23 protein-coding genes and 1 riboswitch are annotated in these 23,261 nt (G+C 38.2%); of the genes, 14 read left to right on the top strand and 9 right to left on the bottom strand.

The features are described 5' to 3' along the window. Positions 1–6 precede the first annotated feature (6 nt). From AC07YC_RS06735 to AC07YC_RS06725, 3 genes are all read left to right on the top strand, one after another. Complete coding sequence (locus tag AC07YC_RS06735; protein WP_336636003.1) at positions 7–669, top strand: HAD family hydrolase; 663 nt, start codon at positions 7–9, stop codon at positions 667–669. 158 nt (positions 670–827) lie between these two features. Beyond that, entirely contained in the window at positions 828–1,259 is a 432-nt protein-coding gene (locus AC07YC_RS06730; RefSeq protein WP_193831594.1) for a hypothetical protein, read from the top strand. 96 nt (positions 1,260–1,355) lie between these two features. Next, complete coding sequence (locus AC07YC_RS06725) at positions 1,356–3,614, top strand: YheC/YheD family protein (protein WP_494918841.1); 2,259 nt, start codon at positions 1,356–1,358, stop codon at positions 3,612–3,614. A gap of 84 nt (positions 3,615–3,698) precedes the next feature. Here AC07YC_RS06725 and AC07YC_RS06720 read toward each other — a convergent pair whose 3' ends face one another. Beyond that, positions 3,699–4,910: an ATP-grasp domain-containing protein gene (locus AC07YC_RS06720; protein ID WP_336636001.1), complete on the bottom strand. Its 1,212-nt coding sequence runs from the start codon at positions 4,908–4,910 to the stop codon at positions 3,699–3,701. A gap of 140 nt (positions 4,911–5,050) precedes the next feature. On the opposite strand from AC07YC_RS06720, the gene AC07YC_RS06715 reads away from it, so the two are divergent. Next, a complete protein-coding gene (locus AC07YC_RS06715; protein WP_494918839.1) occupies positions 5,051–6,445 on the top strand; it encodes a Mur ligase family protein in 1,395 nt (464 codons plus the stop codon). 161 nt (positions 6,446–6,606) lie between these two features. Next, positions 6,607–7,980, top strand: coding sequence for a UDP-N-acetylmuramoyl-tripeptide--D-alanyl-D-alanine ligase (locus tag AC07YC_RS06710; protein WP_494918838.1), 1,374 nt, complete (start codon positions 6,607–6,609; stop codon positions 7,978–7,980). Positions 7,981–8,030: 50 nt separating this feature from the next. Here the strand turns inward: AC07YC_RS06710 and AC07YC_RS06705 are convergent, their stop codons facing one another. The 5 genes from AC07YC_RS06705 to AC07YC_RS06685 all read right to left on the bottom strand — a co-directional run bounded on the left by AC07YC_RS06705 (position 8,031) and on the right by AC07YC_RS06685 (position 11,371). Then, complete coding sequence (locus AC07YC_RS06705; protein ID WP_494918837.1) at positions 8,031–9,377, bottom strand: C40 family peptidase; 1,347 nt, start codon at positions 9,375–9,377, stop codon at positions 8,031–8,033. 243 nt (positions 9,378–9,620) lie between these two features. Then, the gene (locus AC07YC_RS06700; protein WP_494918835.1) at positions 9,621–9,986 is read right to left on the bottom strand and encodes a VOC family protein; all 366 of its coding nucleotides are present in this window, start codon (positions 9,984–9,986) and stop codon (positions 9,621–9,623) included. A gap of 161 nt (positions 9,987–10,147) precedes the next feature. Next, positions 10,148–10,372, bottom strand: coding sequence for a TetR-like C-terminal domain-containing protein (locus AC07YC_RS06695; protein ID WP_494918953.1), 225 nt, complete (start codon positions 10,370–10,372; stop codon positions 10,148–10,150). Next, positions 10,303–10,575 (bottom strand): hypothetical protein, encoded by a 273-nt coding sequence (locus tag AC07YC_RS06690; RefSeq protein WP_494918833.1) that lies wholly within the window; start codon positions 10,573–10,575, stop codon positions 10,303–10,305. Before AC07YC_RS06690 ends, AC07YC_RS06695 begins: the two co-directional genes overlap by 70 nt. An 82-nt stretch (positions 10,576–10,657) precedes the next feature. Continuing rightward, a complete protein-coding gene (locus tag AC07YC_RS06685; protein ID WP_494918831.1) occupies positions 10,658–11,371 on the bottom strand; it encodes an MBL fold metallo-hydrolase in 714 nt (237 codons plus the stop codon). Between the two features lie 184 nt (positions 11,372–11,555). Beyond that, a riboswitch (cobalamin riboswitch) is annotated at positions 11,556–11,744 on the top strand. Between the two features lie 30 nt (positions 11,745–11,774). On the opposite strand from AC07YC_RS06685, the gene AC07YC_RS06680 reads away from it, so the two are divergent. From AC07YC_RS06680 to AC07YC_RS06640, 9 genes are all read left to right on the top strand, one after another. After that, the gene (locus AC07YC_RS06680) at positions 11,775–11,897 is read left to right on the top strand and encodes a hypothetical protein (protein ID WP_336635995.1); all 123 of its coding nucleotides are present in this window, start codon (positions 11,775–11,777) and stop codon (positions 11,895–11,897) included. Positions 11,898–11,960: 63 nt separating this feature from the next. Further along, positions 11,961–12,128, top strand: a complete 168-nt coding sequence (locus AC07YC_RS06675) for a hypothetical protein (RefSeq protein WP_008175715.1) — start codon at positions 11,961–11,963, stop codon at positions 12,126–12,128. 86 nt (positions 12,129–12,214) lie between these two features. Further along, positions 12,215–12,859, top strand: a complete 645-nt coding sequence (locus AC07YC_RS06670; protein ID WP_494918830.1) for a TetR/AcrR family transcriptional regulator — start codon at positions 12,215–12,217, stop codon at positions 12,857–12,859. 17 nt (positions 12,860–12,876) lie between these two features. Beyond that, positions 12,877–13,896: a 2,3-butanediol dehydrogenase gene (locus AC07YC_RS06665; RefSeq protein WP_336635993.1), complete on the top strand. Its 1,020-nt coding sequence runs from the start codon at positions 12,877–12,879 to the stop codon at positions 13,894–13,896. A gap of 408 nt (positions 13,897–14,304) precedes the next feature. Then, entirely contained in the window at positions 14,305–15,666 is a 1,362-nt protein-coding gene (locus AC07YC_RS06660) for a PepSY-associated TM helix domain-containing protein (RefSeq protein ID WP_494918828.1), read from the top strand. A gap of 182 nt (positions 15,667–15,848) precedes the next feature. Next, on the top strand, positions 15,849–17,327 hold the full coding sequence (locus AC07YC_RS06655) for a sensor histidine kinase (protein WP_494918826.1): 1,479 nt from the start codon (positions 15,849–15,851) through the stop codon (positions 17,325–17,327). Continuing rightward, entirely contained in the window at positions 17,305–17,991 is a 687-nt protein-coding gene (locus AC07YC_RS06650) for a response regulator transcription factor (protein WP_036125131.1), read from the top strand. Before AC07YC_RS06655 ends, AC07YC_RS06650 begins: the two co-directional genes overlap by 23 nt. 140 nt (positions 17,992–18,131) lie before the next feature. After that, entirely contained in the window at positions 18,132–18,842 is a 711-nt protein-coding gene (locus AC07YC_RS06645) for an ankyrin repeat domain-containing protein (RefSeq protein WP_494918952.1), read from the top strand. A 279-nt stretch (positions 18,843–19,121) separates the two neighbouring features. Next, positions 19,122–20,207, top strand: coding sequence for a hypothetical protein (locus AC07YC_RS06640; RefSeq protein ID WP_494918824.1), 1,086 nt, complete (start codon positions 19,122–19,124; stop codon positions 20,205–20,207). 58 nt (positions 20,208–20,265) lie between these two features. Here AC07YC_RS06640 and AC07YC_RS06635 read toward each other — a convergent pair whose 3' ends face one another. From AC07YC_RS06635 to AC07YC_RS06625, 3 genes are all read right to left on the bottom strand, one after another. Further along, positions 20,266–20,871 (bottom strand): response regulator, encoded by a 606-nt coding sequence (locus AC07YC_RS06635; RefSeq protein ID WP_494918823.1) that lies wholly within the window; start codon positions 20,869–20,871, stop codon positions 20,266–20,268. Then, positions 20,868–21,896 (bottom strand): sensor histidine kinase, encoded by a 1,029-nt coding sequence (locus tag AC07YC_RS06630; RefSeq protein WP_494918821.1) that lies wholly within the window; start codon positions 21,894–21,896, stop codon positions 20,868–20,870. The genes AC07YC_RS06635 and AC07YC_RS06630 overlap by 4 nt, the downstream gene beginning before the upstream one ends. A 90-nt stretch (positions 21,897–21,986) precedes the next feature. After that, positions 21,987–23,123: a DUF418 domain-containing protein gene (locus tag AC07YC_RS06625; RefSeq protein ID WP_494918820.1), complete on the bottom strand. Its 1,137-nt coding sequence runs from the start codon at positions 23,121–23,123 to the stop codon at positions 21,987–21,989. Between the last annotated feature and the right edge of the window lie 138 nt (positions 23,124–23,261).

Below are 23,261 nucleotides of genomic sequence, written 5' to 3'. Positions count from 1 at the left end.
AGGAGGATGTTAATGAAGGCAATTATTTTTGATTTTGATGGGACGATTATTGATACAGAAACAGCTTGGTATACGGTTTTTAAGGATGCTTATGCATCATATGGTGTGGAATTAACGTTAGAGATGTATGCGAAATGCCTTGGGACAAATCTTCAAGATTTTAATCCTTATACTTATCTCGTGACACATCATCAGATGGATTTGGATGTGGAGGCATTTCGTACATCTATTCAAGCAAGGCATGCGGAGCTAATGGAATTGGAAGTGATACGACCTGGTATTTTAAATCTTTTGCAGCAAGCAAAGGAAGCGGGTTTAAAAATGGGTATTGCTAGTAGCTCAAGTCGTCAATGGATTGATCGGTTTGTGGATGCACTAGGAATACGCGAATTTTTTGATTGTTATTGTACGGCTGATACGGTGACAAATGTTAAGCCTGATCCTGAGCTGTATTTGCAGGCGCTTGAACAGTTAGGGGTAAGCGCTAGTGAAGCGATCGCTATGGAGGATTCGCCGAATGGAGCACGTGCAGCTTTGGCAGCAGGGCTTCATACGGTAGTTATTCCCAATACCATCACCAAGCAATTACCTTTTGCTACAGGTCATCATACAATCGATACCTTAGAACAATATGATTTAGAAGATCTTTTGGCATGCTTTGTCAAATAATGAAATGCTTCGAACCTCTACCCATTCATTTCGGATGGTAGAGGTTTTTTTAGTTTCTTTGTGAAAAGGTCGTCATATTATTGATCGCTACATATTATAACGAGAGGGCAACTTACGGGGACCAAGATACTTATTCAGACTAGAAAGGGGGCTACGATTTGAATAGTGAGAAAAGAAGAAATCATTTTTTATGCGAAGCTTTATGCGATTTGAAGGATCTTCAGGATATTATGATGGATTTTCATTCTAAATATTTCGGTCAGCTGCTTGTCAAAATAGTTGGGAGTGATACGATTCCGTTTTTTTTAATTACCAATAGTGGCGCTCATTTAAGGTTAATGGATACGGTAAAGAATTTTGAAACGGAATTTTTCCGTATAGAGGATGTCGATAAGGATCGATATCGTGGCACGGTGTCATTGCTGCGCGCCTTTGACTATGAGGGGAACGATACAAATTTCCTTGCAGATGTAGTGAGGCTAGAAAAAACAAGTACAGAAAAATCCATTGAACTTAGTGGCATTTCAGCGATTCAGCTATTAAAGCCAGATATGCTAAAAGGGAAATTTATCATAGAGCCTAAATGGTAGCCTCATATTAAACTACTAGAGCTAGAGCATCTGTCTATATGAAAGGGATTAAGTGTGAATGTAATAGAGAGAGAATCTAATGAAAGGAAGTTAGCTATGACGATTATTGGTATGCTGCATCATCGACTTGATCCAACAACAGTTCTCAAGTCTTATGCGTATGCAGCAGTTGCAAAGGCAGAAGGGGCACAGTTTTTCTATTTTACACCTAAAAGTGTTGATTTTGCGAAACGTTCCATTCGAGCTAAGGTTTATGAGGATGGGCAGTGGCAGGAGAAAACAATGCCTTTTCCAGATGTTATTTATAATGCGGGGAGTCCCGAGAAGCTATCTGTGTCCAAGGAGATTATTGATCGCTTAAAAGAAGAGATTCCCTTTACGACGTATTCAATAGGGAATAAATGGAATGTGATGAAGCGATTAAAGGAAGCCAAGGAATTCGAACAGTATTTGATTCCTTCTGAAATTGTCAAGGATGCCGATGTATTTCATAAGTTCATTAATTATTATAAAAGGGTTGTGTTTAAGCCGATTGATGGACGTAAAGGAAAAGGAATTTATTTTATTACGAAGGCGGGACCGAAGAATTTTGAGGTGAAAAAGGATAGTACAAACACAATCTATTCAAAGCCTCAGTTAGATGCTTTGTTAAAAGAGCAGCTAGCGTCAGGTACTTTTATTATGCAGCCTTATATTCAATCGATTACAAAGGCAGGGCAAGTATATGATTTCCGTCTGCATGTGCAAAAGAATGGTGAAGGAAAATGGGTGGTGACGACTGTTTATCCTCGGATTGCTCCAAATGGCTCTATCATTCCGAATATTAATAATGGCGGATTCACCAATTACTTAGATCCATTTTTAGAGCAAGAGTTCAAAGAAGAAGCTTACAATATTCGGCGAATGCTCGAGCATTTCTCTTTAGCACTGGCTCATCATCTAGATGACATACAGATGGAGAAATTTGGGGAAGTGATTGATGAAATTGGCATTGATGTTGGTTTAGACCAACAACAAAAAATTTGGATGTATGAGGTAAATTGGCGCCCAGGCTGTCCTCCTGCTTTTTATTTAGAATTAGATGTCGTAATTAATTCCATCCGCTATGCGATGTATCTTGCAAAAAATCCAAAACGTATAAAAAAGAAAATGGTTCAACAGAAAAGCAATCCAGTGGAGGTCAAAAAAGAGATTGTACAACAAAAAAGCAATCCAGTGGAGGTCAAAAAGGAGATTGTACAACAAAAAAGCAATCCAGTGGAGGTCAAAAAGAACCTTCCTATTATTGCGATTACGGGAAGTGCGGGAAAAACAACAACCAAAGCATTTGTTGGTTCGATTTTATCAAAACAATGGAATGTGTTTGAATCAAAGGATTATTGGAATACGACAGAGCATACAAAAAAGCATAAGGAAGAAATTAATGATTCCCATCAGGCTGTCGTATTAGAGTATGGCATGGCCTATCCAGGTATTATTACGAATCACTGTAGCATCATTCAGCCGAATATTAGTATTGTGACGAATATTGGTTTAGCCCATGTAGGTAACTTTGATGGGGATGTCAGAGGCGTTGCAAAGGCGAAATCTGAATTGATTCATGGGATGGATCAGCAAGGGCTATTAATATTGAATAAAGATGATGATAATTCAAGATTTTTAGAGACACAGCAATTTAAAGGGAAAATGCTAACGGTAGGTATAAAAAGCAATGCTGATTACCGAGCCTATGATCTTCAGTATAAAGATATTGGCATGTCCTTTAAAATGAAGCTGCATGGGCAAGAAATCGAATTGTATATTCCTATTCTGGGAGAGCATCATGTTTACAATGCTCTTAATGCTGTAGCAGTAGCAGATTATTTAGGGTTTAGTCCATTGGATATTCAGGCGGGGCTCAACTTTAAAAAGCCACCAAGACGCTTAACGATTTATAACTTGCGCGATGATATTACGGTTATAGATGATACGGTTCACTCACATCCACAAGGAGTCCGAGCAGCTATTGATGTATTGACGAATATTGCTAAGAAACGTAAAGTGGCGATTATTGGGCAAATGCGTGAGCTTGGTGTGTTGAGGGAAGAAGAATATCGGAAGGTTGGCGAGTATATATACGAGGAAGGCATTGATGAATTCATTACCTATGGATTTAGGACAGATGAAATGAGCAATGCAGCGATTGAAATGGGGATGGACCCAGCTAGGGTACACCATTTTATTAATAAAGATGCCTTGCATGCACTGCTAGATAAACTCATCAAACCTCATGATACGATTCTCGTCAAGGGTGCTAGTAAAACGAATATGTTTGAAACGGTGAAATATTTGGACCAAACATTAAAAGAAGAATAATCGATGATGTCAAGGTAACTGAATGAATATAAAAAAACCCGAGTAACTGTCCACTGGCAAGCGGCAATTATTCGGGATTTTTTTTCATACTCTTAAAATGAATTTAATTTCTTTGGCGGCAGTTGTTGCATGATTCCGAGCTTCTGAGAGGGTTGAACCTTGTGCAATGACATAGGCATAACGGTGACCCATTGATAAAGGAGGGGTTAGCAAAGTACCTTTCCTTGGCTTAACATACACCTCAACTACTCCAGTTGAATTCGTCGCTCTTGTTCTGCCAATCACTTTTTCTAAAATGCCTTTGCTTTCCACAATGACATATTTTGTGTACACAAACTTTTTATGTCTAGGCTTAAGATTAGGCTCTTCACCAAGAAGGAGCTTGAGTGTTTCTTCCACTAAACTAAATCCGAGAGCTGCTTGAAGCATATTGTTCATAGCACCACCAGAAATTCTTGGGTTAATCTCAATAAGCTTCCAGCCGTTTTTTGTCAGGCGGAGTTCCAAATGAAGAGCGCCATTTTCAATATCAAAAGCTTTGACGATGGATTGAAGAACTTCCTCAATGCCTGCCTCGATATCTCTAGGAGCTTTTACTAATACGCCATAGCCTGTTATGATAAACCGTTTCCCTTGGGTAATTTCCTGCTCAATAATGCCAATGACATGTGATTGGCGTTGATATACGACCGCCTCCACTAAATATTGAGGGCCTTCCAAATATTCTTCTATCATAATTGATTCATAGGGATTTTTACTGCGCAATGCTTTGAGGTGGTTATTCAGCTGGTCGGCATCTGTTGCTAATAGTACATCCTTTGAGCCTGTTGACTTTGGTGATTTCACGATTAATGGAAATGTTAAATTTTTTGCAATGGGTTCATTAGGCTTCATGAGTGAAAATTTTGGTGAGTATGGTTGGTCTTTCAAATAATTTCTAGTTTTTTCTTTATCCTCCATAATTTCAATAGCGGAGGAGGATGTATAGTTATGACAAAATTCATCACATAGCATCGAAGCAACATGCACAAATGGATCAACAAAACTAACGATACTTTTTATCTCTAATCCGGTTTTTCCTAGTTTATCAATTTCCTCTTTCATTCTCTCGATATTCAAAGTATCAATGAGTATCATTCTATGAATATCAGGATAAGATCGGCGCTGCTGAAGTTGTTTTTCATTATTGGTGAAAAGTATTGTGAAATAGCCTAATCTTTCGGCTGCTCTTGTTGCTTCACGACTAGACCCGGATTTGTTTGTACCGATAAATACAATCGCTTTCAGGTATATCACTCCTTCTATTGGTACTTAGATACTTAATCACCTTTATATATATGCAAAGAAATAGTTTTCTTCTAGTTGTGTATCTTGTCTACATCCAAGCAACTTTTAAGAGGTTACATATACTAGAAAAGAAAGGAGGGAGAAAAGATATGAAGCCTCTTTCGGTGAAAAATTTAGCAATGATTACGGCGGGTTATTTAGTGCAAGGGTCTGAGGAAATGCTAATACAGCATGGTGCTTATCGATTAAAACAAGTGAAAAAGCCCAATACGGCCCTTTTTACAAGTAAACGTATTGTTAATTGGAAAAGTCTTGAGCCACTTTCTCCTCTTGTAATAGTGACCGACAGAGCATATCGGCCAAATGACATTCCAGCCCAAATCATCATCATACAGGTTGCGAATGTAGATGAGGCATATTGGAGATTTGTTCATTTTTATCGCAATCAATTTCATATCCCGATTGTTGCGATTACGGGTACTTCAGGCAAAACAACGACGAAAGAGATGATTAAACATATTCTTTCTGCTGATCGACAAGTGACAGCAACGACATTAAGTAGTAACTCAAGAACGGCATCATTGCAATATTTACTGAATATTGAAGATGACACAGAGGCAGCTGTATTTGAAACAGCTGTTGGCTCACCGGGGGATGTCACGAATGCAGGGAAATATTTTAAGCCGACTATTGGGATTATTACTAATATTGGTGCCCATCATTTGAATTATTGTAAGACGCTTGAAGGCTATATTCAGGCGAAGGGAGAAATGCTAGACATTATTCAGCCAAAAGGGACCCTCATCATAAACGCCGAGGATATGAATACTAAAAAACTAGATATCTCTAAGTTTAATGGGCGCGTATTGAAGGTAGGCATCCATGATTCCTGCCATTTTCGTGCAAGTCATATCCAATATTATCAAAAGGGTATGAACTTTAAGCTACACCATAATAGAAAAATCTATGACATTTTTGTACCAGGATTTGGCCAACATCAGGTGTACAATGCCCTTGCTGCCATTGCAGCGGCCTATGAAATAGGGGTACCCATTCCGGTGGCAGCCAATCAACTCCAATCTTTCCGTCAATTGAAAAAGCAATTACAGCTCTTTGAGGGCATTAATCATTCCATGCTTTTAGATGATACATGGAGTATTACTACAACTTCCTTAGAGGCAGGCTTAAAAGTGTTGAATGATCTCGGAGAAGGCAAGAAAAAAATTGCTGTTATTGGCACGATTACCGATTTGGGTTCATGGGGCTATATTATTCATGAGCAGGCGGGTGAATTAATTCACCGTATTGGTGTGGATGTGCTCATTACTATTGGAGAGCACGCGCGAATCATGGCTGATCATGCTGTGAATTTAGGGTTTAACGCTCCTGTTTATACCTATAAAAATAGCACGCTTGTTTATCCATTGTTGCAGCAGATTGTAGATGAAAATACGATAGTCCTTATAAAGGGTGATATGTATAGTGAACAGGTTTCGAAATTAGCAGCTGAGCTTAAATTTAAACCGCCACCTCCCACAGTTTAGCTCACTTCTTTATTTATAGGATATTAACTGTGTCATATAGAATGCCACTCTAATAAGGTATAGTAATTGATCATAAATGTAGCATTCTTGATCAAGAGAATTAATAGGTCTGTACAAGATTGATAAAGAAAGGAGGCGTAGTACACTTGCAATCCATTAGTGTGCAAAAAATTAGAAGCGTCCTACAGGGGAAAATTATCCATGGATCAGATCAATGGTCTGTGAAGCATGCAATCTACTATAATCGACATGATTTAATTCACAATCACACACTTATGTTTGTTAGTCGAAGTGATAAAATCAATTGGCAAGAGATTGATAGAAAGGGGCCATCCCTGGTCATTTCCGATAAGCCAGCTACTGAGTTGAAAAATGCATTAGATAATACAACAGTTTTACACGTCAAAAGCGTTGCGCAGTCATACTGGACATTTATCGAATATTATCGTGGCCTTTTTCAAATTCCGGTTGTGGCATTGACAGGAACCTGTGGTAAAACGACAACGAAAGAGATGCTAAAACATATTACTAGTAAACATTGGCAAGTGCAAGCATCTGTTAGTAGTAAAAATGAGCCAAGGCAATCATTGCCCTATTTGACGGGTGTTGATGATAAAACACAGGCAGCCATTTTTGAACTAGGCTTAGGGAATACAGGTAATATCAAACATCAATGCATGATCTATCAGCCGACTATCGGCATCATTACAAATATTGGTGTTCACCATTTAGATGGCTGTCTCAATCTTGAAGGTTATATTAAAGCAAAAGCAGAGATAGTCGAGGGAATTCGAGCAGATGGTACACTAATAATTAATGCAGATGATGCCAATATCGCAAAAATATCATTACAAAAATTTAAAGGGAAAATAATTAGATTTGGCTTACAGGATTCGGCTGATTACAAAGCATCCGCTATAGAATTTGCTCATACAGGCATGAAATTCGTGCTAGAAGTAGCAGACACTAAGTATAATGTGTTTGTCCCTGGTTACGGTGAGCATCAAGTATATAATGCGTTAGCCGCCATTGCTGCCTGTAGTGAAATGGGACTTTCCATACGTCAAGCCATTGCAGGATTAAGAACCTTTAAACAGATGGCGAGACATTTAGAATTTACACAAGGGATAAGTGACAGTACGATTATTGATGATACGTGGACCAATAATCCGACTTCTGTCGAAGCAGCCTTGAAAGTGTTAGATACAGTAGGGAAAGAGAAAAAAGTTATTCTTGTGCTAGGGGATATAAAGCGATTAGGAAATTTTGAAGAAAAATATCATCGGGAAATTGGCTCCAAAGTAGCTGAAAGACAGATAGATACATTAATTACGATCGGCAAAAGGGCAGAGGCAATTGCTGACCAAGCGAAAAAAGATGGAACTAAAGCAGAGGTTCATACGTTTAAAGATGTAACAGGTGTTTTAGAATTATTGAAACCAAAGCTTGACGCGGACACGATTGTTCTTATAAAAGGACCGATGTCGAGTAGATCCATGATTGAATTTGCTAATAATCTTAAAAATTTATCCTAAATAAAAAGGGTGTCTCTCCTAGTTGAGACACCCTACCATTGAAAGCTTTGTTATTTTAACACACGACGAGCTGTAACATAATTCTTTTGCGCCCAAGTGGAACTTAAATTTTGTTTGACAACATTGTTAGTTGTCATACTAATATATTGATTATTTCCTAAATAGATACCTGTTTGTGTGATATTGGCTCCTCCATCATTCGTTGAGAAGAACAATAAATCACCTTTTTGAAGCTGAGACTTGAGAACTTTTGTACCAACTAAAGCCTGTTTGCTCGCAAGTTTCTCCTTTAAATCAATGCCGTTCTTGTTAAATACATAGTACGTAAATCCTGCACTTGTGAAAGTTAGTGCACGCTCATTATACGTATAGCCAAATTTTGCTTTGCTAGTTAAACCTGAAGCTGTAGCAATAATCTTATCAGCAGACGTATTCGCTGAAGGTGCACTTACCGAGGGGGTGTCAGAGAAAACCCGCTTAGCTGTAATATAGTGATCTTTATAGTAATCAACTAATAGAACTCTCGTCATCACACCATCGGAATTAGGGATGATAATACGGTGATCACCAGCATAAATCCCAACAATTGAAGGATTTTTTGAGCCTGCTACACTATTAAAGAATACTAAATCACCCTTTTTCAAGTTTGCACGTGCTACTGTTGATCCTTGGTTCATTAAATCAGTTAACGTTTTTGCGCCTAATGTCACACCGCTTTTACGATAGACGAAATCGACAAATGCTGGAGCTGTAAAGCGTAAGCTCGATTCATTCGTTGAAGAACTAATCGTTGCTTTATTTTTATACGTTAGCGCATTCTCTACAATTTTATCGCCTTTTGTTGCTGGGTTGGCAGATAGTAGGGTAGGTAAAACGCGTCGTGCGGATACATAGTTTTCAGTATAATATGGTTTACTATTTAAATCTGAGATTACGATATTTTGCTTGGTATCAGCCATGTGGATCATTTTATTGTTACCAATATACATACCTACATGATCAGGATCCGTGCCTGTTTTTTTACTCTTAAAGAATAGTAAATCACCTTTTTGTAATTGGTTTCGAGCTACATATGTGCCTTGTTGAATCATATAGTTTTCATTATACGTCCCAAGATCTACACCATTTTTCTCGAAGATATACATTAAAAATGAAGCACAAGAAAATTTATAAGGATATGTAGGCTTGTAAACCGTATTGCTATATGTCGATTGACCTATTAAGCTTTTACCAGTTTGAATCAATTGATCGGCTTTAGCGGCAACTGCCTGAGCGTTGTTTTGTGCATTTGTTGTAGCTGCCTCTACTTGAATTGGCTGCATCGCTGTTTGGACTAATCCGAATGAGCTAAATCCAATTGTTAATGCAAGTGTTGTAGATAAAAATCGTTTATTCATGTTGTATATTACCTCCTGAAGCGTCTAGTAGGATTTCTCCCGTATCGTCTTGCCTTGGAAATAATCGTAGCATGAAAATATAGGGCTTCTTGGCGGTAAATGTTGCCAGGGAGAAGTGGGGAGTGCCTCAACGCCTGCTATAAATGGCTTTATCGAAGGAATTTACAGTTATATTACAAATGTTTCAGTAAACTGTAATATGGGCGGGTTTCATATAAAAAAACTGCCCTCAAATAGGACAGTTTAAGCAATTGCCTGTATGATTTCTAATCGATTACCAAATGGATCTCGGAATTCAAAACGCTCATAATGTGGGATAGGGACAGATTCTACTATTTTGATTTGATGCTCGGCTAGTTTCGTCTTCCAGTAATCAATATCTTCAACTTGATACGCGATATGAGCCTTTGTCGACAATCGATCAAAGCCATCCTCTGTTCCTACATGTACCTCTTGGTGACCAAGCTGTAACCAAAACCCACCTCTACCTTTCAGAGAATCGGGTTTTTCTATTTCTTTTAGACCTAATACACCGCAATAAAATTCTTTCCCTTGCTCCTCAGAACCTTTTGGAATAGTAATTTGCACATGATGTAAAGCAATAATCATAGTTATACCTCCCCTTATATTTATAGCTAATTATAGATTGATACCTAAATATTTACAAATTAGGGTGGTGTGGCAACATCTACGTTTCAGGCTGATTGAGCATAACTGCATAAATACCTTCTATAAAAGTGTTTAGTAAGATGGAAAAGCTTTTATTTCTATTAAGAGGCATCCCGCCCACCTAATTGTTCAATAGAAGTGTATCCATGAAGAATACTGCGCAGTCCTCTGACCATATGAATCGCCATTTCATCTTGCAAATGAAAGGTTTCTAATACACGAAGTACCATCTGTACGATAGATTCTTGAGCCTGCTTTACATCAGAGTTATTAGCATCTGGAAAGCGCGTGCTAGCATCATATAAGCCGGGGGCTCTCGAACAAATTGAAGATAAGCTTTACTAATTGCCCGGATGGCATCATCGCCTGAGCGTCCCACCGCAGCTTGAAGCATAGATGCTTGCAGGCTCTTAACGCCTTGAATGGCTAACTTTTTCTTCAATTCAGGTAATCCATCAAGATGGGTATACTGGGAAGAAGGTCGCACTTCCAATTTCTCTGCTAATAGCCCAATTGACAGTTGATCCAATCGGTGGTCATCAACTAACTTTATTGCCTTTTGTACAATATTAGATAAATCTAATTCAAACGACGAGATATACCCTCATCTCCTATTGTCTTTGTAAACTTTTTTCTGCTTCTGCAATAGCTATTTCCAAAAGCTTCTGTGGCTGCGTTAACATCTTTCCATGTCCGACAGCTAGTAGGCTTGGCTTTAGATTACTTAATGTTTTTGCGCTTTCAAGTGCTGTGCTTTTATCCCATGTAGCAAGGGCAGGAAACGGAAAAAATGGGTTCATCATACCTGATACGACAAGCTTTCCTCTTGTTATAAGGGCGTCTCCAGCAATTAAACTTCTATTGCGTGTGTCGAAAAGAGTAATAGAACCAGGAGTGTGACCGGGGGTTGCAATCACTTCTAATGAACCTACTCGTGCACCATCTTCCAGTAATAGGTCTGGCTTCGTTTTAATCTTTTTAGGAAGCCCTCCCTTTATTGGTACAGCCTTTTCATGGGGAAGCAAAGTTTTATTCCCCTCCAATAATAGGGCATCCCTTGAAGAGATGTACACCTGACAATCAGGTATTTCTTCTTTTAATGTATCTAACGCCCCTATATGATCATTATGTGCATGGGTAATAATGATCTTCGTTATTGGTTTTCCTATAGTTTTAGCTACATCGATAATACTTTTTGCACTATATGGTAATGCTGCATCAATCAGTGTTAGCTCATGTTGCTCTTCTACAAAATAACAATTAACAGGAAATATTCTTGGCATAAATGACAATTGATATACGGTGTTAATAGTCGAAACCTTCATTCTTATAATACCTCCTGTAAACTAATCTTATTTTTATTTTAACTAATGAAATTAGTTTTGCAATATTCGCTTTAAATAAGGTGTACAGTGCTAAAAATATGATGGGAATAGCTGAATGCATGAATAAACTATAGTTTTTTGGAATCTATTAAGATCGTACAAACCTTATGGTATAATAATAAAAACGGAATAATAGGATAGAGGTACAAACCAAATTGGGTTTGTTTAAAAGGGAAGATCGGTGAAAATCCGACGCTGTCCCGCAACTGTAAATGGGAGCACATTTCAAGAGACCACTGTTACGCCTTGTAATGGGAAGGTGAAAGGTGTGATGAACATAAGCCAGGAGACCTGCCTTTATCTAGTACAGCCAAAAAACCTACGCGGATAGGGGGTGTTGAGTGTGACTAGAGAAATTCTCCTGCATGCTCATAGTACGATGATTGCTAACAAGGTAGCTTCTATGAAGAATAGAAAGCTTATTTCCATATGGCAAACATCGTATTATGTCGTGTATTTGTCATAAAAGACATCTTTCTAATGAGGGAAAGATGTCTTTTTTATGTAAATTATTAAAGGAGTGGTCCACATGAATCCACAAGTTGTTGAGTACTATGAAAGTTTATTTAAATTTGAAATTATGCAAGAGCCAAAGCCTTTGAAGGAGCTTGTTGAACAATATGTTGGGCATGATACGGCACATGAGCAATCTATTTTAGCAGCGTACGCGAATGTGATGAAGGAATTAATTGGATAATGAAAGTTTGAAGGCTACTTCTTTATGAGGTAGCCTTTTTTATTGCGCATTTGTTGACAACATTTTGTAGGAGGCGTAAGATTCTATTGAACAATCGTTTTGAACACTTGTTCAAAAAAGAGGTGAGACCTGTCGATAAGAAAGATTTAATGCAAAAAGAAAAAAATAAAGAGGTAAAAGATCAAATTTTACATGCGGCAAAATTATTGTTTTCTTCAAGAGGTTACGATGGAACGACGGTGAGACAAATTTGTGATGAAGCAAATGTATCACTCGCCCTTGTTTCCTATCATTTCGGTGGCAAAGAAAATGTTTTTAATGCCCTATTCGAGCCACTCCGCCATACTTTTATGAATGCGCATTATGATGTCAATGATTCACTAGAAGCACTTCGTAGCTTTTGCAGAAACTTTGTCCTTTATCGCATTCATGAGCATGAATTAATTGATATTTTACAGCAAGAGATTGTGATGAATAGTCCACGATTAGAGATGCTGAAGGACGTATTTCTACCTTCCTGGGAGCAGCTTCGGACAATTTTACAAGCTTGTTTAGAGCAACGATCCATTCATTTTGATTCCATTGATATTGCTCTTAACTTCATCATGGGGACATTAATGTACTCACTCAATAATCCATTTTTAAATCGATCCGCTTTGCCATTAACACCTGAACAAATTGCAGATCTTGCAGTCGATTTCGTGTTAAATGGTCTACAAACAAACTATTAAAAAAGAAGGTAATCGCAATGAAAGCAGCAAAATTTTATGGCATGAAAGATATTCGTGTAGAGGAAGCCGAACTACCTGTACTAGAAAATGGAATGGTGAAAGTAAAAATTGCATTTGCAGGGATATGTGGCAGTGACTTACATGAGTATGTAGGAGGCGCTTATGCATTCCGTACACAGCCAGTATTGGGACATGAATTTTCAGGAGTAGTTGTGGAGGTCGCGGAGGGTGTCACTCACACCAAAGTGGGAGATCGCGTGGCAGTGGAACCACCTATCCCATGTGGAAAATGTGCGAACTGTAAACGTGGCTATTCAAACTTATGTAAAAGCGGCCAGTCATATGGCTATACGATTTCAGGTGGTTTTGCAGAATATGCTGTTGTTCGTGAGGAAAATATTTATCATCTTCCTGAAGGTATGAGCTTAGAGCTTGGCGCACTTGTTGAACCTACAGCCGTAGCCGTTCACGCTGTTCGTCAAAGTCAATTAAAGCTTGGAGACACAGCCGCTATTTTTGGTGCAGGTCCCATTGGCTTATTAATTTTGCAGGCGGTGAAAGCAGCAGGAGCAAGCGAAATCTTTGTAGTAGAGGTTTCTGATGAACGACGCCAAAAAGCATTAGAGCTAGGCGCAACCTATGTCATTAATCCAATTGACACAGATGCTGTTGCCTTTATTCGTGAAAAAACAAATGGCGGTGTGGATGTTGCATATGACGCAGCTGGTGTACAAGCAACCTTCTCAAGCGGCGTAAGTGCTGTTCATCCGGGTGGTGAATTTAAAATCGTCAGTGTTTGGGAAAAACCAGTTGAATTCAATCCGAATGCGGTAGTTTCCCCTGAAGTGAAAATTAGTGGTTCATTCGCTTACGTAAATATTTTCCCAGAGGTCATTCGATTACTAGCCCGTGGGGTAATCGATGGGCAGGCAGTGATTACAAGCCAAATTGCTTTAGAGGATATCGTTGAAAATGGCTTTGAAGCACTCATGAAAGATCGTAGCCAATGTAAAATCCTTGTGAATATGAGTTTATAAATTTACCCTAATTCGTAGCCAAACTTGTATCATTACTTGTTTGGCTATGATTTTTTTATTGATAAATAGCATAATACCACTAGGAATACATTTGTTTGTCATAAAACTGCCTTTAGGACTTCATTCATATTTCACTTTTACTTTATATAATAAATTTGATATTTATCTTCATTCAGCAAATGTTTGTACTGAAAGTAGTACCAAATACAGAAGGTTCTTCCTTCTTAGGGGCGATGGATGCTAATTGAGTGTTTAGCCGCCTACTGAATCAAGATAATGCCTCAAGCGGATATCACAGATTTTGAAGAGGAACTTTCCGGCCAAGCTCCTCTTCAAAATCTGGTCGCAGCCTAACAACAGCGGCAATTACGGTGAGGCGTATTTGATTAAATAGATTGGAGATTAAAAATGAAAAATCTGCTTTATTCAAGGTTTTGGCGTTTGCATTTTTTCGCAGCTCTGTGTATTACGCCATTACTGCTATCTCTCACATTAAGTGGGATCGGTTATTTGTTTTTTACAGATGTAGAAAATCGCTTATATGATGATTATTTTTTTGGCGATAGCCATAAAGAAGAGGTCTTAACAATTGATGAAGCAGTGGAAAAAGCAGAGGCAGCATTTGCAGGATACTCCACGACAAAAGTGATTATGTTAGAAGAGCCTTATAATACACGCTTAACTTTATCAAATGGCAATGAACAGAAATATATATTTTTAGATGATCAAAATCAAATGGTTGGTAGTCAGGATGCCAATTATACATTTTCTAATATTATGAGAAATACCCATAGCTCTCTATTTATTGGTGGTACATTTGTCAATTATTTAGTAGAACTTGCGGCTTGCTGGACGATCTTTTTATTACTATCCGGACTTTATATGACATTTAAGGGCGATTTATTGAAAAAGCGCAAGTCGGAAAATAAACGACAAAAAAGTAAGAGATACCATGCGCTTGTTGGGACAATCATTACTATTCCATTGGTAATGTTTATTTCTACAGGGCTTTTATGGTCGGCTTTTCAAGGCTCAATACTGGCCAATATAGCATCAGAAAGTCCGACTTTCGGCTACCCATTATTACAGCAAAAGCCACCAACATCAGATGTGTCTGAAATTCCGTGGGCAACTCGTCAATTAGAGGCTCCAACATCTGAGGGAGAACATGCACAGCATCACGGTGGTGGGTCTGTCCGCTATACAAACGACAACCAAATGACGATTGCTAATCTTGAAAAAGAAATTACGGCCATGAATATCGCCAAACCTTATTCGATTATTTATCCGTCAAACGAAGAAGGCGTTTATACAGTGGCAAAGGCTAGTAATTCAGGTGTAACAGGACTTGATGTCAAGCCTACAGACGAAGCAACGATGTATTTTGATCAATATAGCGGCAAGTTTATGGATCAGGTTAACTACGAGGATTATGGTATGCTGGCGAAGTTCTTTACATGGGGCATTCCTTTACATGAGGGTCATTTGTTTGGCTGGCCAAATAAGCTGTTAAACTTACTCGTATGTTTAGCCTTTTTAGCAGTAATTGTATGGGGAATTCGCACTTGGATTTTACGTAGGAAAAAAGGTGAGCTGTCTGCGCCACCACAAATTTCACATAAAATCTCACTTCCTTTCGTTATCTTCCTTATTATTTTAGGGATTATCATGCCATTATTCGGTGCGTCATTGATCGCAGTGGTGTTGATTGAATATGTCATTTTAGGATGGCAAACTAAAAAGAAACTAAGAGCAGAAGAAACTAAATAACGATATTGGATACGGCACAACCAAAATGTGTCGTATCTTTTTTTGTGTTGATTATTTCATTTGCTGTAAGCCGAATACTATGTTGATGCAAAATTATTTATAGATTTTTCAGCGCGATTTTATAAAGTTTTAAGATTTGTATGATACATTGCTATTAGTTTCAGCTAATTGGGGGAATTTAGATGTCGATTAAAACGAGGTTTTTGCTATCTTATGTAGGGGTTATTATTATTGCGATCACGCTTTTACTTGCAGCGGTTTTTCTTTTTGCCTTTGCGATCACAGGTGATGTGAAAGCAATTGAGCATTTTTACAAAAAGTCATATGTCCAAAAGCCTTTAACAACAGTAGAGGAAAATGCTTTTTTAGATTTGAAATATTTGGCTAAAAATAATCCCCAGCAGCTTTTAGATATTGAACAGCTACAAACGATCAATGCTCCTTCCATTGAGATTGTAGTGCGGAAAGACCATCAAATTGTTTATGCCACACAGCAAGAGCATCAACAATTATTACTGCAAAGTTTACCAGGTTTTGAGGCGACCAATATTAATTCACGTGACACAATCATGATTAATCAAGCGTTTTATACGTATGTGAAGTTTGATTTTTATTTCCCTGACAAAACGGAGGGGAGTATATTTGTTTTAAGAGAGGTAAGTTCACATGCGGAAATAACGCGAGAATTATTACCTATTTTATTAGGTATCTTATTTGTCTTATTTCTAATGATTATTGGCTTATTAAATTATTTAGTGTCTAGAAGTATCATTAACCCTATCACAGCCTTAAAAGAAGGGGCTCAACGAATTAAATCGGGCGATTTAGATTTTGAAATTACATCCCGTTCTAATGATGAAATAGGTCAGCTCAATCGATCGTTTGAGGAAATGAGAGTCAAGCTCAAGGAGTCTGTACAAATTCAGCTTCAATATGAAGAGAATCGGAAAGAACTTTTATCGAATATCTCCCATGATTTAAAAACACCGATGACCTCTATTATTGGCTATGTAGAAGGAATTAAAGATGGTGTAGCGAATACCGAAGAGAAGATGGATAAATATTTAACGACGATCTATACGAAAGCTAAGGATATGGACGTATTAATTGATGAATTATTCTTATTTTCTAAATTGGATTTGAAAAAGGTTCCGTTCCAAATGGACAGTGTGAATCTTCAACAATATATGCATGATTATGTGGAGGATGCTAGCTTTGACTTTATTGCCAGAGATATTCATTTACAATATATATCAGCAGGCTCACCGCTTTTTGCTATGGCAGACAGGGATAAGTTAAGACGTGTCTTATCTAATTTATTGAGCAATAGTGAAAAATATATGGATAAACCCTATAAGCAGATTATTATTTCCCTGCATGAACGAGTAGATGATGCCATCATTCAAGTTACAGATAATGGTACGGGAATTGATCCTACTGCATTACCACATATATTTGACCGTTTTTATCGTGCGGAACCTTCTCGAAATTCGCAAACAGGTGGTAGCGGTCTTGGGTTAGCGATTGCCAAACAAATCGTCCTTGAAATGGGCGGCGATATTTGGGCAAAGAGTGAATTGACAAAGGGAACGAGCATTTTCATTTCATTGAAAAAGGATGAGGAAATGAGGAAAGATCATGAAAAAAATACTATTAATTGAAGATGAAGTGAGCATAGCAGAGCTCCAACGTGATTATTTAGAAATTAATGATTTTATGGTAGATATACAACATAATGGCGATGAGGGGCTGAAGCAGGCACTTCATGGAGATTATGATTTAATTATTTTAGATATTATGCTTCCAGGTATGAATGGCTTTGAAATTTGTAAACAAATTCGAGCAGTGAACAATATTCCCATCTTATTTGTGTCGGCAAAAAAAGAGGATATAGATAAAATCCGAGGGCTTGGTTTAGGAGCAGATGATTATATTACCAAGCCCTTTAGTCCAAGTGAGCTTGTGGCAAGGGTCAAGGCGCATTTATCAAGATATGAGCGTTTAGCCTCTAATCAGCCAACGAATAATATGTTGTCTATCCATGGTATTACGATCGATACATCCGCTCGTAAGGTGTTTGTGAATGGGGAAGAAGTGGCCTTTACAACGAAGGAATTCGATTTGCTTGTATTTTTTGTCAAACATCCGAATCAAGTGTTAAGTAAAGAACAATTATATGAGCGAAACTGGGGCTATGAATCGGCTGCAGATGTTTCCACCGTTACTGTGCATATACGAAAGCTTCGTGAAAAAATTGAACGTGATCCTGCACAGCCAAAGTTTTTGGAAACTGTATGGGGTGCAGGTTATCGCCTAAATGTATAAGATCAACGCCTCGTCGTCTTGACGAGGTTTTTTATTGAAATTTTAGACTTTTTTAAGAAATGGTTAATAGGCAATTAAGTAATGACTTGTAAACTAAGAATATAACAATGAAATTACCTAGTGAGGATGGTGCATGGCAAATGAAAAAAATGCAAGCGGTCACGATCGCTTTATCATTTTTACTGCAGGGATGTGCCCCAAATGATACGGAGGCCATAAAGCTTAAGAAAGCCGGAAATGAGGAGGTGGCAACAGATTTGGCTAGTCAATTGTTTCAAGCGGTAGAAAAAAGAAATATAGAATCGCTTAAAAGGGTTATCAATGAAAAAGTAGATATTAATGCGCAGGACTCCAATAATCGAACAGCATTAATGATTGCTACTTATAATCAGGATGTGGAAGCTGCGAAATTACTAATCGATGCAGGTGCTGATGTAAACATCCAGGATGATATGAACAACACGCCTTTCTTATATGCAGGTGCGGAAGGCTATTTGGATATATTAAAGCTAACGATTCAAGCAGGTGCCGATCCTACAATTGTCAATCGCTATGGAGGAACGGCATTAATTCCTGCAGCTGAGCACGGCTATATTGATGTCATTGCGGAATTATTAACTACCACTAATATCGATGTGAATCATGTCAATCATTTAGGATGGACGGCATTAATGGAGGCGATCGTTTTAAATGATGGCAATCCGACACAGCAAACGGCCATTCAACTGTTGGTGGATCATGGTGCTGACGTCAATATTCCAGATAAAAATAATGTGTCACCCTTACAGCACGCGAAACAGAAAGGATTTAAGGAGATTGAAGAAATCCTAATTGCCGCAGGAGCCAAGTAATACCGGTTCGGGAGTCATCGCCCTTCGTTCCAAGCAGTTTTTTTGCATAAAGTACTGTATGTGTCATTTCTCTCTAAAGTCATTCATCTAATAGGCGTCCTGAATAAGAGCCATCGAGAAGTTCACACTCTCGGTGGCTCTTTTCTATCGTCAACGCTAATCTTAAATATATTTCTCTATTTTTTAATTCTTTTTTAATAGTTTATTTATTGGCAGTTTAGATATGGACTTTATGATAAATATTGTAAACCAAATTAAACCAAAAGGGGAGTTTGTAAGATGAAATTGAGAAAACGTATTGTCCCAGCAGCACTAGCTTTATCGGTACTATCAGCAGGTCTAGTTACATTTAGTGAACCGTTAAATGCAGATGCAGCAGGTCAGACAGTAGTAGCAGCTGCGAACAATGAGCAGGAGGCGAGAATTACTAAAGTTAAGCCAATAAACACAATGACATTACAAGTTACATTTACCCAGCCTTTAGCAGCAGCCGATATTGATCCAAACAATTTAGAGGCCATTAAAAAAGATTTTAATTTTAATGGAAATTTAGAGATTGTCAATGTTCCACGATTAATGACCGGTTCTACGAGTACATATATTGTACCTGTTACGTTCCAGGAAGATGATTTCAACTACAGATTGAGCTATAAAGAACAACGTAATAGAGTCTTTGAAGGGACAGATGAAAAAGTACTTGTACGAAATGTGGCGCAAGTAACAGATGATACAGTTACTTTGGAATCATTCCAAGAGGATGGTGTAGTGGATTATGCCAATATCATTGAGGCTTACCGTGGAGGACGTGGAGATCTTGCATTTAGCATAGATCGTCAAAATCGTGATGCAAGTGGGAAGCGTTTCGATGTAATTTCTTCTTTACGTGACCGCTATGTGACAGTGAAAACAAGTGAAGGGGAGGAGTTTGTTGCTAATTATGTGCCTTTCACACAAGCAGCTGATGGTAAACAAGCACCTCAATTTAGATTACCAGCAGGTCAAACTTTAAAACAAGGTGTCACATACCGAGTGTACGCTCAATGGGCAGAAATTGATGAAAGGAGCTTTGTTGCCAATAAAAAGGCACCATTTACATTGCAATCAGCTAATGCTATCGATAGTCAATCATTTGAATTACAATTAACAAATGATCCCCAATCGGATTTATTAGCTGGCCGAAGTGTCGAACTTCGTGGTAATGATGGCAGCACATTACAAGCTCAATATCGATATTCATCACGTAAAGGGGCAGTAGGGATTTTTGATATTGCGAATGGTGGCACATTAAAAGCTGGTGTAAGCTATACAGTAATGCCGTTAAATAATTGGGCTACTGCGACTAATGTAGTTCTACAAGGTAAATAAACAGTCATACGTTCTCCTATAAAAAAATCTCGTCACAGTGGTGGCGAGATTTTTTGATTTATAGCCAGCCTTTATCACTCGCAATTTGAGCAGCTTGTTGTCTTGAATCTACTTGTAGTTTCTGAATAGACGTGGATAAATAATTACGAATGGTCCCTTTAGTTAAAAATAATTGTTTACTGATTTCATGAGTGGTTAAGCCTCCCTTCACTAGTTGTAGCACGGCAATTTCTCGCTCATTTAAAGGATTTTGCTCCTTCATAAATAGTGTAGCGGCTAAATCTTTACTGACCACCTTTTCACCCTGCATAATCTTGCGAATCGTAGCGATTAAATAATCAATCGGTTCATCTTTTAATAAGTAGCCATGTACTTCACAATCCATTGCTTTTTGTAAATAGCCTGGGCGTGCAAACGTTGTGACAATCATTACTTTGCAGGGCAAATTGGCCTCTTTAATTTTTTCTGCAAGCTCTAACCCGGAGAGATGGGGCATTTCAATATCTACAAGGCAAACATCGGGTAATTCCTGCTGAATGTAGTCCCATGCTTTTTGACCATCAGAAACTTCAGCGATTACTTCAATATCGGGTTCAAAGGACAAAAGGGATGTTAAGGCACCACGTAACATTTGTTGGTCCTCTGCTAGTAAAACTCGTATCATGACGGGGGCTCCTTTCCAACTTGAATGGGTATGCTCAATATCACCTTTGTACCGGTCTTTGTATTGTCTTCAAACAGGGCATCCCCCTGCAGAACACGCATTCTTTCTTTCATCGAGTTCATGCCATTGCCCAGTCCCTTCTGTTCCAAACCAATCCCATCATCTTGAATAGCAATGGTATATTGTCTAGTTCGACAGTGGATTTGTATATGGCAGTTCTGAGCTTGACTATGCTTTAGCATATTAGTAGTAGCCTCACGTACACATAAAGCTAGCATGGTTTCCTCAACACTAGAAAGAACAATTTTTGGGCAGTGATTGTCAATGGTGGTCTTAATATTGGCACTTTGTAATAGCTGCTGGCAGTGGTGCAGCTCCGTATGGAGAGACACGAAATTCATATCCGAAACAAGCTCACGTACTTGCTTTAAGGCTGTACGTGTTGTAGCTAATATGTCGTTTAATTCTTGTTTGACACTGGCAGGGTCCCGGTCGATAAGTTTAGTAGTCAATTCTGTTTTCACTTTAATCATCGTCAGGGTGTGACCAATGGTGTCATGAAGATCTCTAGCAATGCGCTGCCTTTCCTCCTGCTGAACAAGCTGGGTATTAACATCTGCCAATTCGTTTTGTAGATTTTTCGATTTTTCTACAAAATAAATGAGGATTGGAAATACCAATTGAATGATCATCATGGGTACTAGTACCTGTGAATCAACAAGTGCTAGGGAATTTGTGGTCGCCAAGAAAACGATTAAAAACATGACAGCCATCCCAAAAATTCCACTAGCAATATGCCATTTTGATTTCGCTCTCCCTAATAAATCAGCAAAGGTAAATCCGAAAATAAGCATGAAAATGTCCTCGTAAATGGCAAGGATGGTAATAAGAAGGAAGCCTAGAAGGGAGGCAAGTAGTAGCTTCCAATCTCGATTCCATAAAGCCAAATAGAAGGCACCTAGATACAAGAATAAAATAGCTAATTTAGCTATGAAAGGGAGTGCGGATTGAGACCATAACACCATGGCTACTAATACAATTATAGATACAACATCGATGATTAAATAATGTTTAACTTGTTCTCTAGGATATATTTTTATGGCTTACACCATCCTCTATTGCTTATTCTTTGTCAGAGCGTGAATCGTTTTTTTTCGTACCCACTCCATCGGGCCAATATGGAATTGCTGCTGCCAAACTGTTGCTAGGACTAGCTGTAGGCAAGATAGGGCAATCCAAATACTTATGATAAGCATGCTATTTACATGACCACCTAGGCCAAGTCCCCAGCCGTAAAAAATAATAGATGCCAGCACATTTTGCAGTACATAACAGCTTAATGACATTTTGCCGACATTGGCAAATCGTTGCCAAAGCCATTCTAGCCTCTTATATTCTACCAGTTTACCTAAAATTCCAATATAGCCAATCGATAGAATTGGCGCACATACATAACGAACAGGTAAATCAAAAAGCCCCCCTGGAATAAAAATTAGCAGATTTAATGGAATGCCAATGAATACACCGATTGTAAACAGCTTTTGTCGAGCCTGATGACCTTTATTCGTTGGTGAAAAAACCTCATTACGCATGAACTTGACGCCAAGAATAAATAAAAATACATTCATAGGGATAATAAAAATAGCTTCTGTCCGATAAAATAAAAAGTTTGTTAGGCGATGCTGTACTTGCTCCAGCCATGTACCATTTTCATAGATAGCTGCGACAGTTTCCATACCATTTAAGGAAACGCTACCTGCAAGCAAGGAAATGATAAAAATAAAAAGAATGAGGAGAACATGTAAGCTACCAAAAAGATAGAAAGTCCATGTCATCACTTTGTCGCCTAATCTAATGACAATGGCCACGATAAAGGCAGTAATGGCGTAGCTCATTAAAATATCATATTCCATGACAAGTGTGTAATGAAGCAGTCCCTCCAACCCTAAAAAGACAATCGTCCATAGATACACGCCAGGCCAAGCATTTCCTCTACGAAGTGCCTGCTGGTATTTTAGCTGTAAACCAACCCCAAACATAATCGTTAATAATCCTAGGAGCTTTCCATTGACAAAAAATAGCACTAACATTCGTAAAAAATCATTGAAAGACCACCAACCAGTATAATTACTCGTTGTGATATACGATAAATCACCGAGATAAGCAAAAATCCAAATATTTGTTCCAAGCGTTCCTAAAACAGCGAAGCCTCTTAGCATATCGATAAAGGGAAGCCTTTGTTGTGTTTGCATTGTTCTATCACTCTTTCTTTGTTTTTCTTATATTCATGATAAGAAAAACAGGAGGGGAAAACCTATTCACACGAGTCAAAGAAACTATATGACAGGTGTCATAACAAAAAACCAGCACCACTTTGGATGCTGGCTAGA

Source organism: Lysinibacillus sp. GW247-5R2A (genome assembly GCF_059424475.1).
The sequence above is the reverse complement of the archived record's forward strand: the minus strand, read 5'-3'. Positions and strand labels throughout refer to the sequence as shown.

Excerpts from the sequence above, each read along its gene's own strand:
- AC07YC_RS06630 (WP_494918821.1), bottom strand. The coding sequence starts at position 21,896 with ATGGTGTTATGGTCTCAATCCGCACTCCCTTTCATAGCTAAATTAGCT.
- AC07YC_RS06645 (WP_494918952.1), top strand. The coding sequence starts at position 18,132 with ATGAAAAAAATGCAAGCGGTCACGATCGCTTTATCATTTTTACTGCAG.
- AC07YC_RS06675 (WP_008175715.1), top strand. The coding sequence starts at position 11,961 with ATGAATCCACAAGTTGTTGAGTACTATGAAAGTTTATTTAAATTTGAA.
- AC07YC_RS06650 (WP_036125131.1), top strand. The coding sequence starts at position 17,305 with ATGAAAAAAATACTATTAATTGAAGATGAAGTGAGCATAGCAGAGCTC.
- AC07YC_RS06725 (WP_494918841.1), top strand. The coding sequence starts at position 1,356 with ATGACGATTATTGGTATGCTGCATCATCGACTTGATCCAACAACAGTT.
- AC07YC_RS06685 (WP_494918831.1), bottom strand. The coding sequence starts at position 11,371 with ATGAAGGTTTCGACTATTAACACCGTATATCAATTGTCATTTATGCCA.
- AC07YC_RS06665 (WP_336635993.1), top strand. The coding sequence starts at position 12,877 with ATGAAAGCAGCAAAATTTTATGGCATGAAAGATATTCGTGTAGAGGAA.
- AC07YC_RS06635 (WP_494918823.1), bottom strand. The coding sequence starts at position 20,871 with ATGATACGAGTTTTACTAGCAGAGGACCAACAAATGTTACGTGGTGCC.
- AC07YC_RS06660 (WP_494918828.1), top strand. The coding sequence starts at position 14,305 with ATGAAAAATCTGCTTTATTCAAGGTTTTGGCGTTTGCATTTTTTCGCA.
- AC07YC_RS06715 (WP_494918839.1), top strand. The coding sequence starts at position 5,051 with ATGAAGCCTCTTTCGGTGAAAAATTTAGCAATGATTACGGCGGGTTAT.
- AC07YC_RS06700 (WP_494918835.1), bottom strand. The coding sequence starts at position 9,986 with ATGATTATTGCTTTACATCATGTGCAAATTACTATTCCAAAAGGTTCT.
- AC07YC_RS06655 (WP_494918826.1), top strand. The coding sequence starts at position 15,849 with ATGTCGATTAAAACGAGGTTTTTGCTATCTTATGTAGGGGTTATTATT.
- AC07YC_RS06640 (WP_494918824.1), top strand. The coding sequence starts at position 19,122 with ATGAAATTGAGAAAACGTATTGTCCCAGCAGCACTAGCTTTATCGGTA.
- AC07YC_RS06625 (WP_494918820.1), bottom strand. The coding sequence starts at position 23,123 with ATGCAAACACAACAAAGGCTTCCCTTTATCGATATGCTAAGAGGCTTC.
- AC07YC_RS06735 (WP_336636003.1), top strand. The coding sequence starts at position 7 with ATGTTAATGAAGGCAATTATTTTTGATTTTGATGGGACGATTATTGAT.
- AC07YC_RS06705 (WP_494918837.1), bottom strand. The coding sequence starts at position 9,377 with ATGAATAAACGATTTTTATCTACAACACTTGCATTAACAATTGGATTT.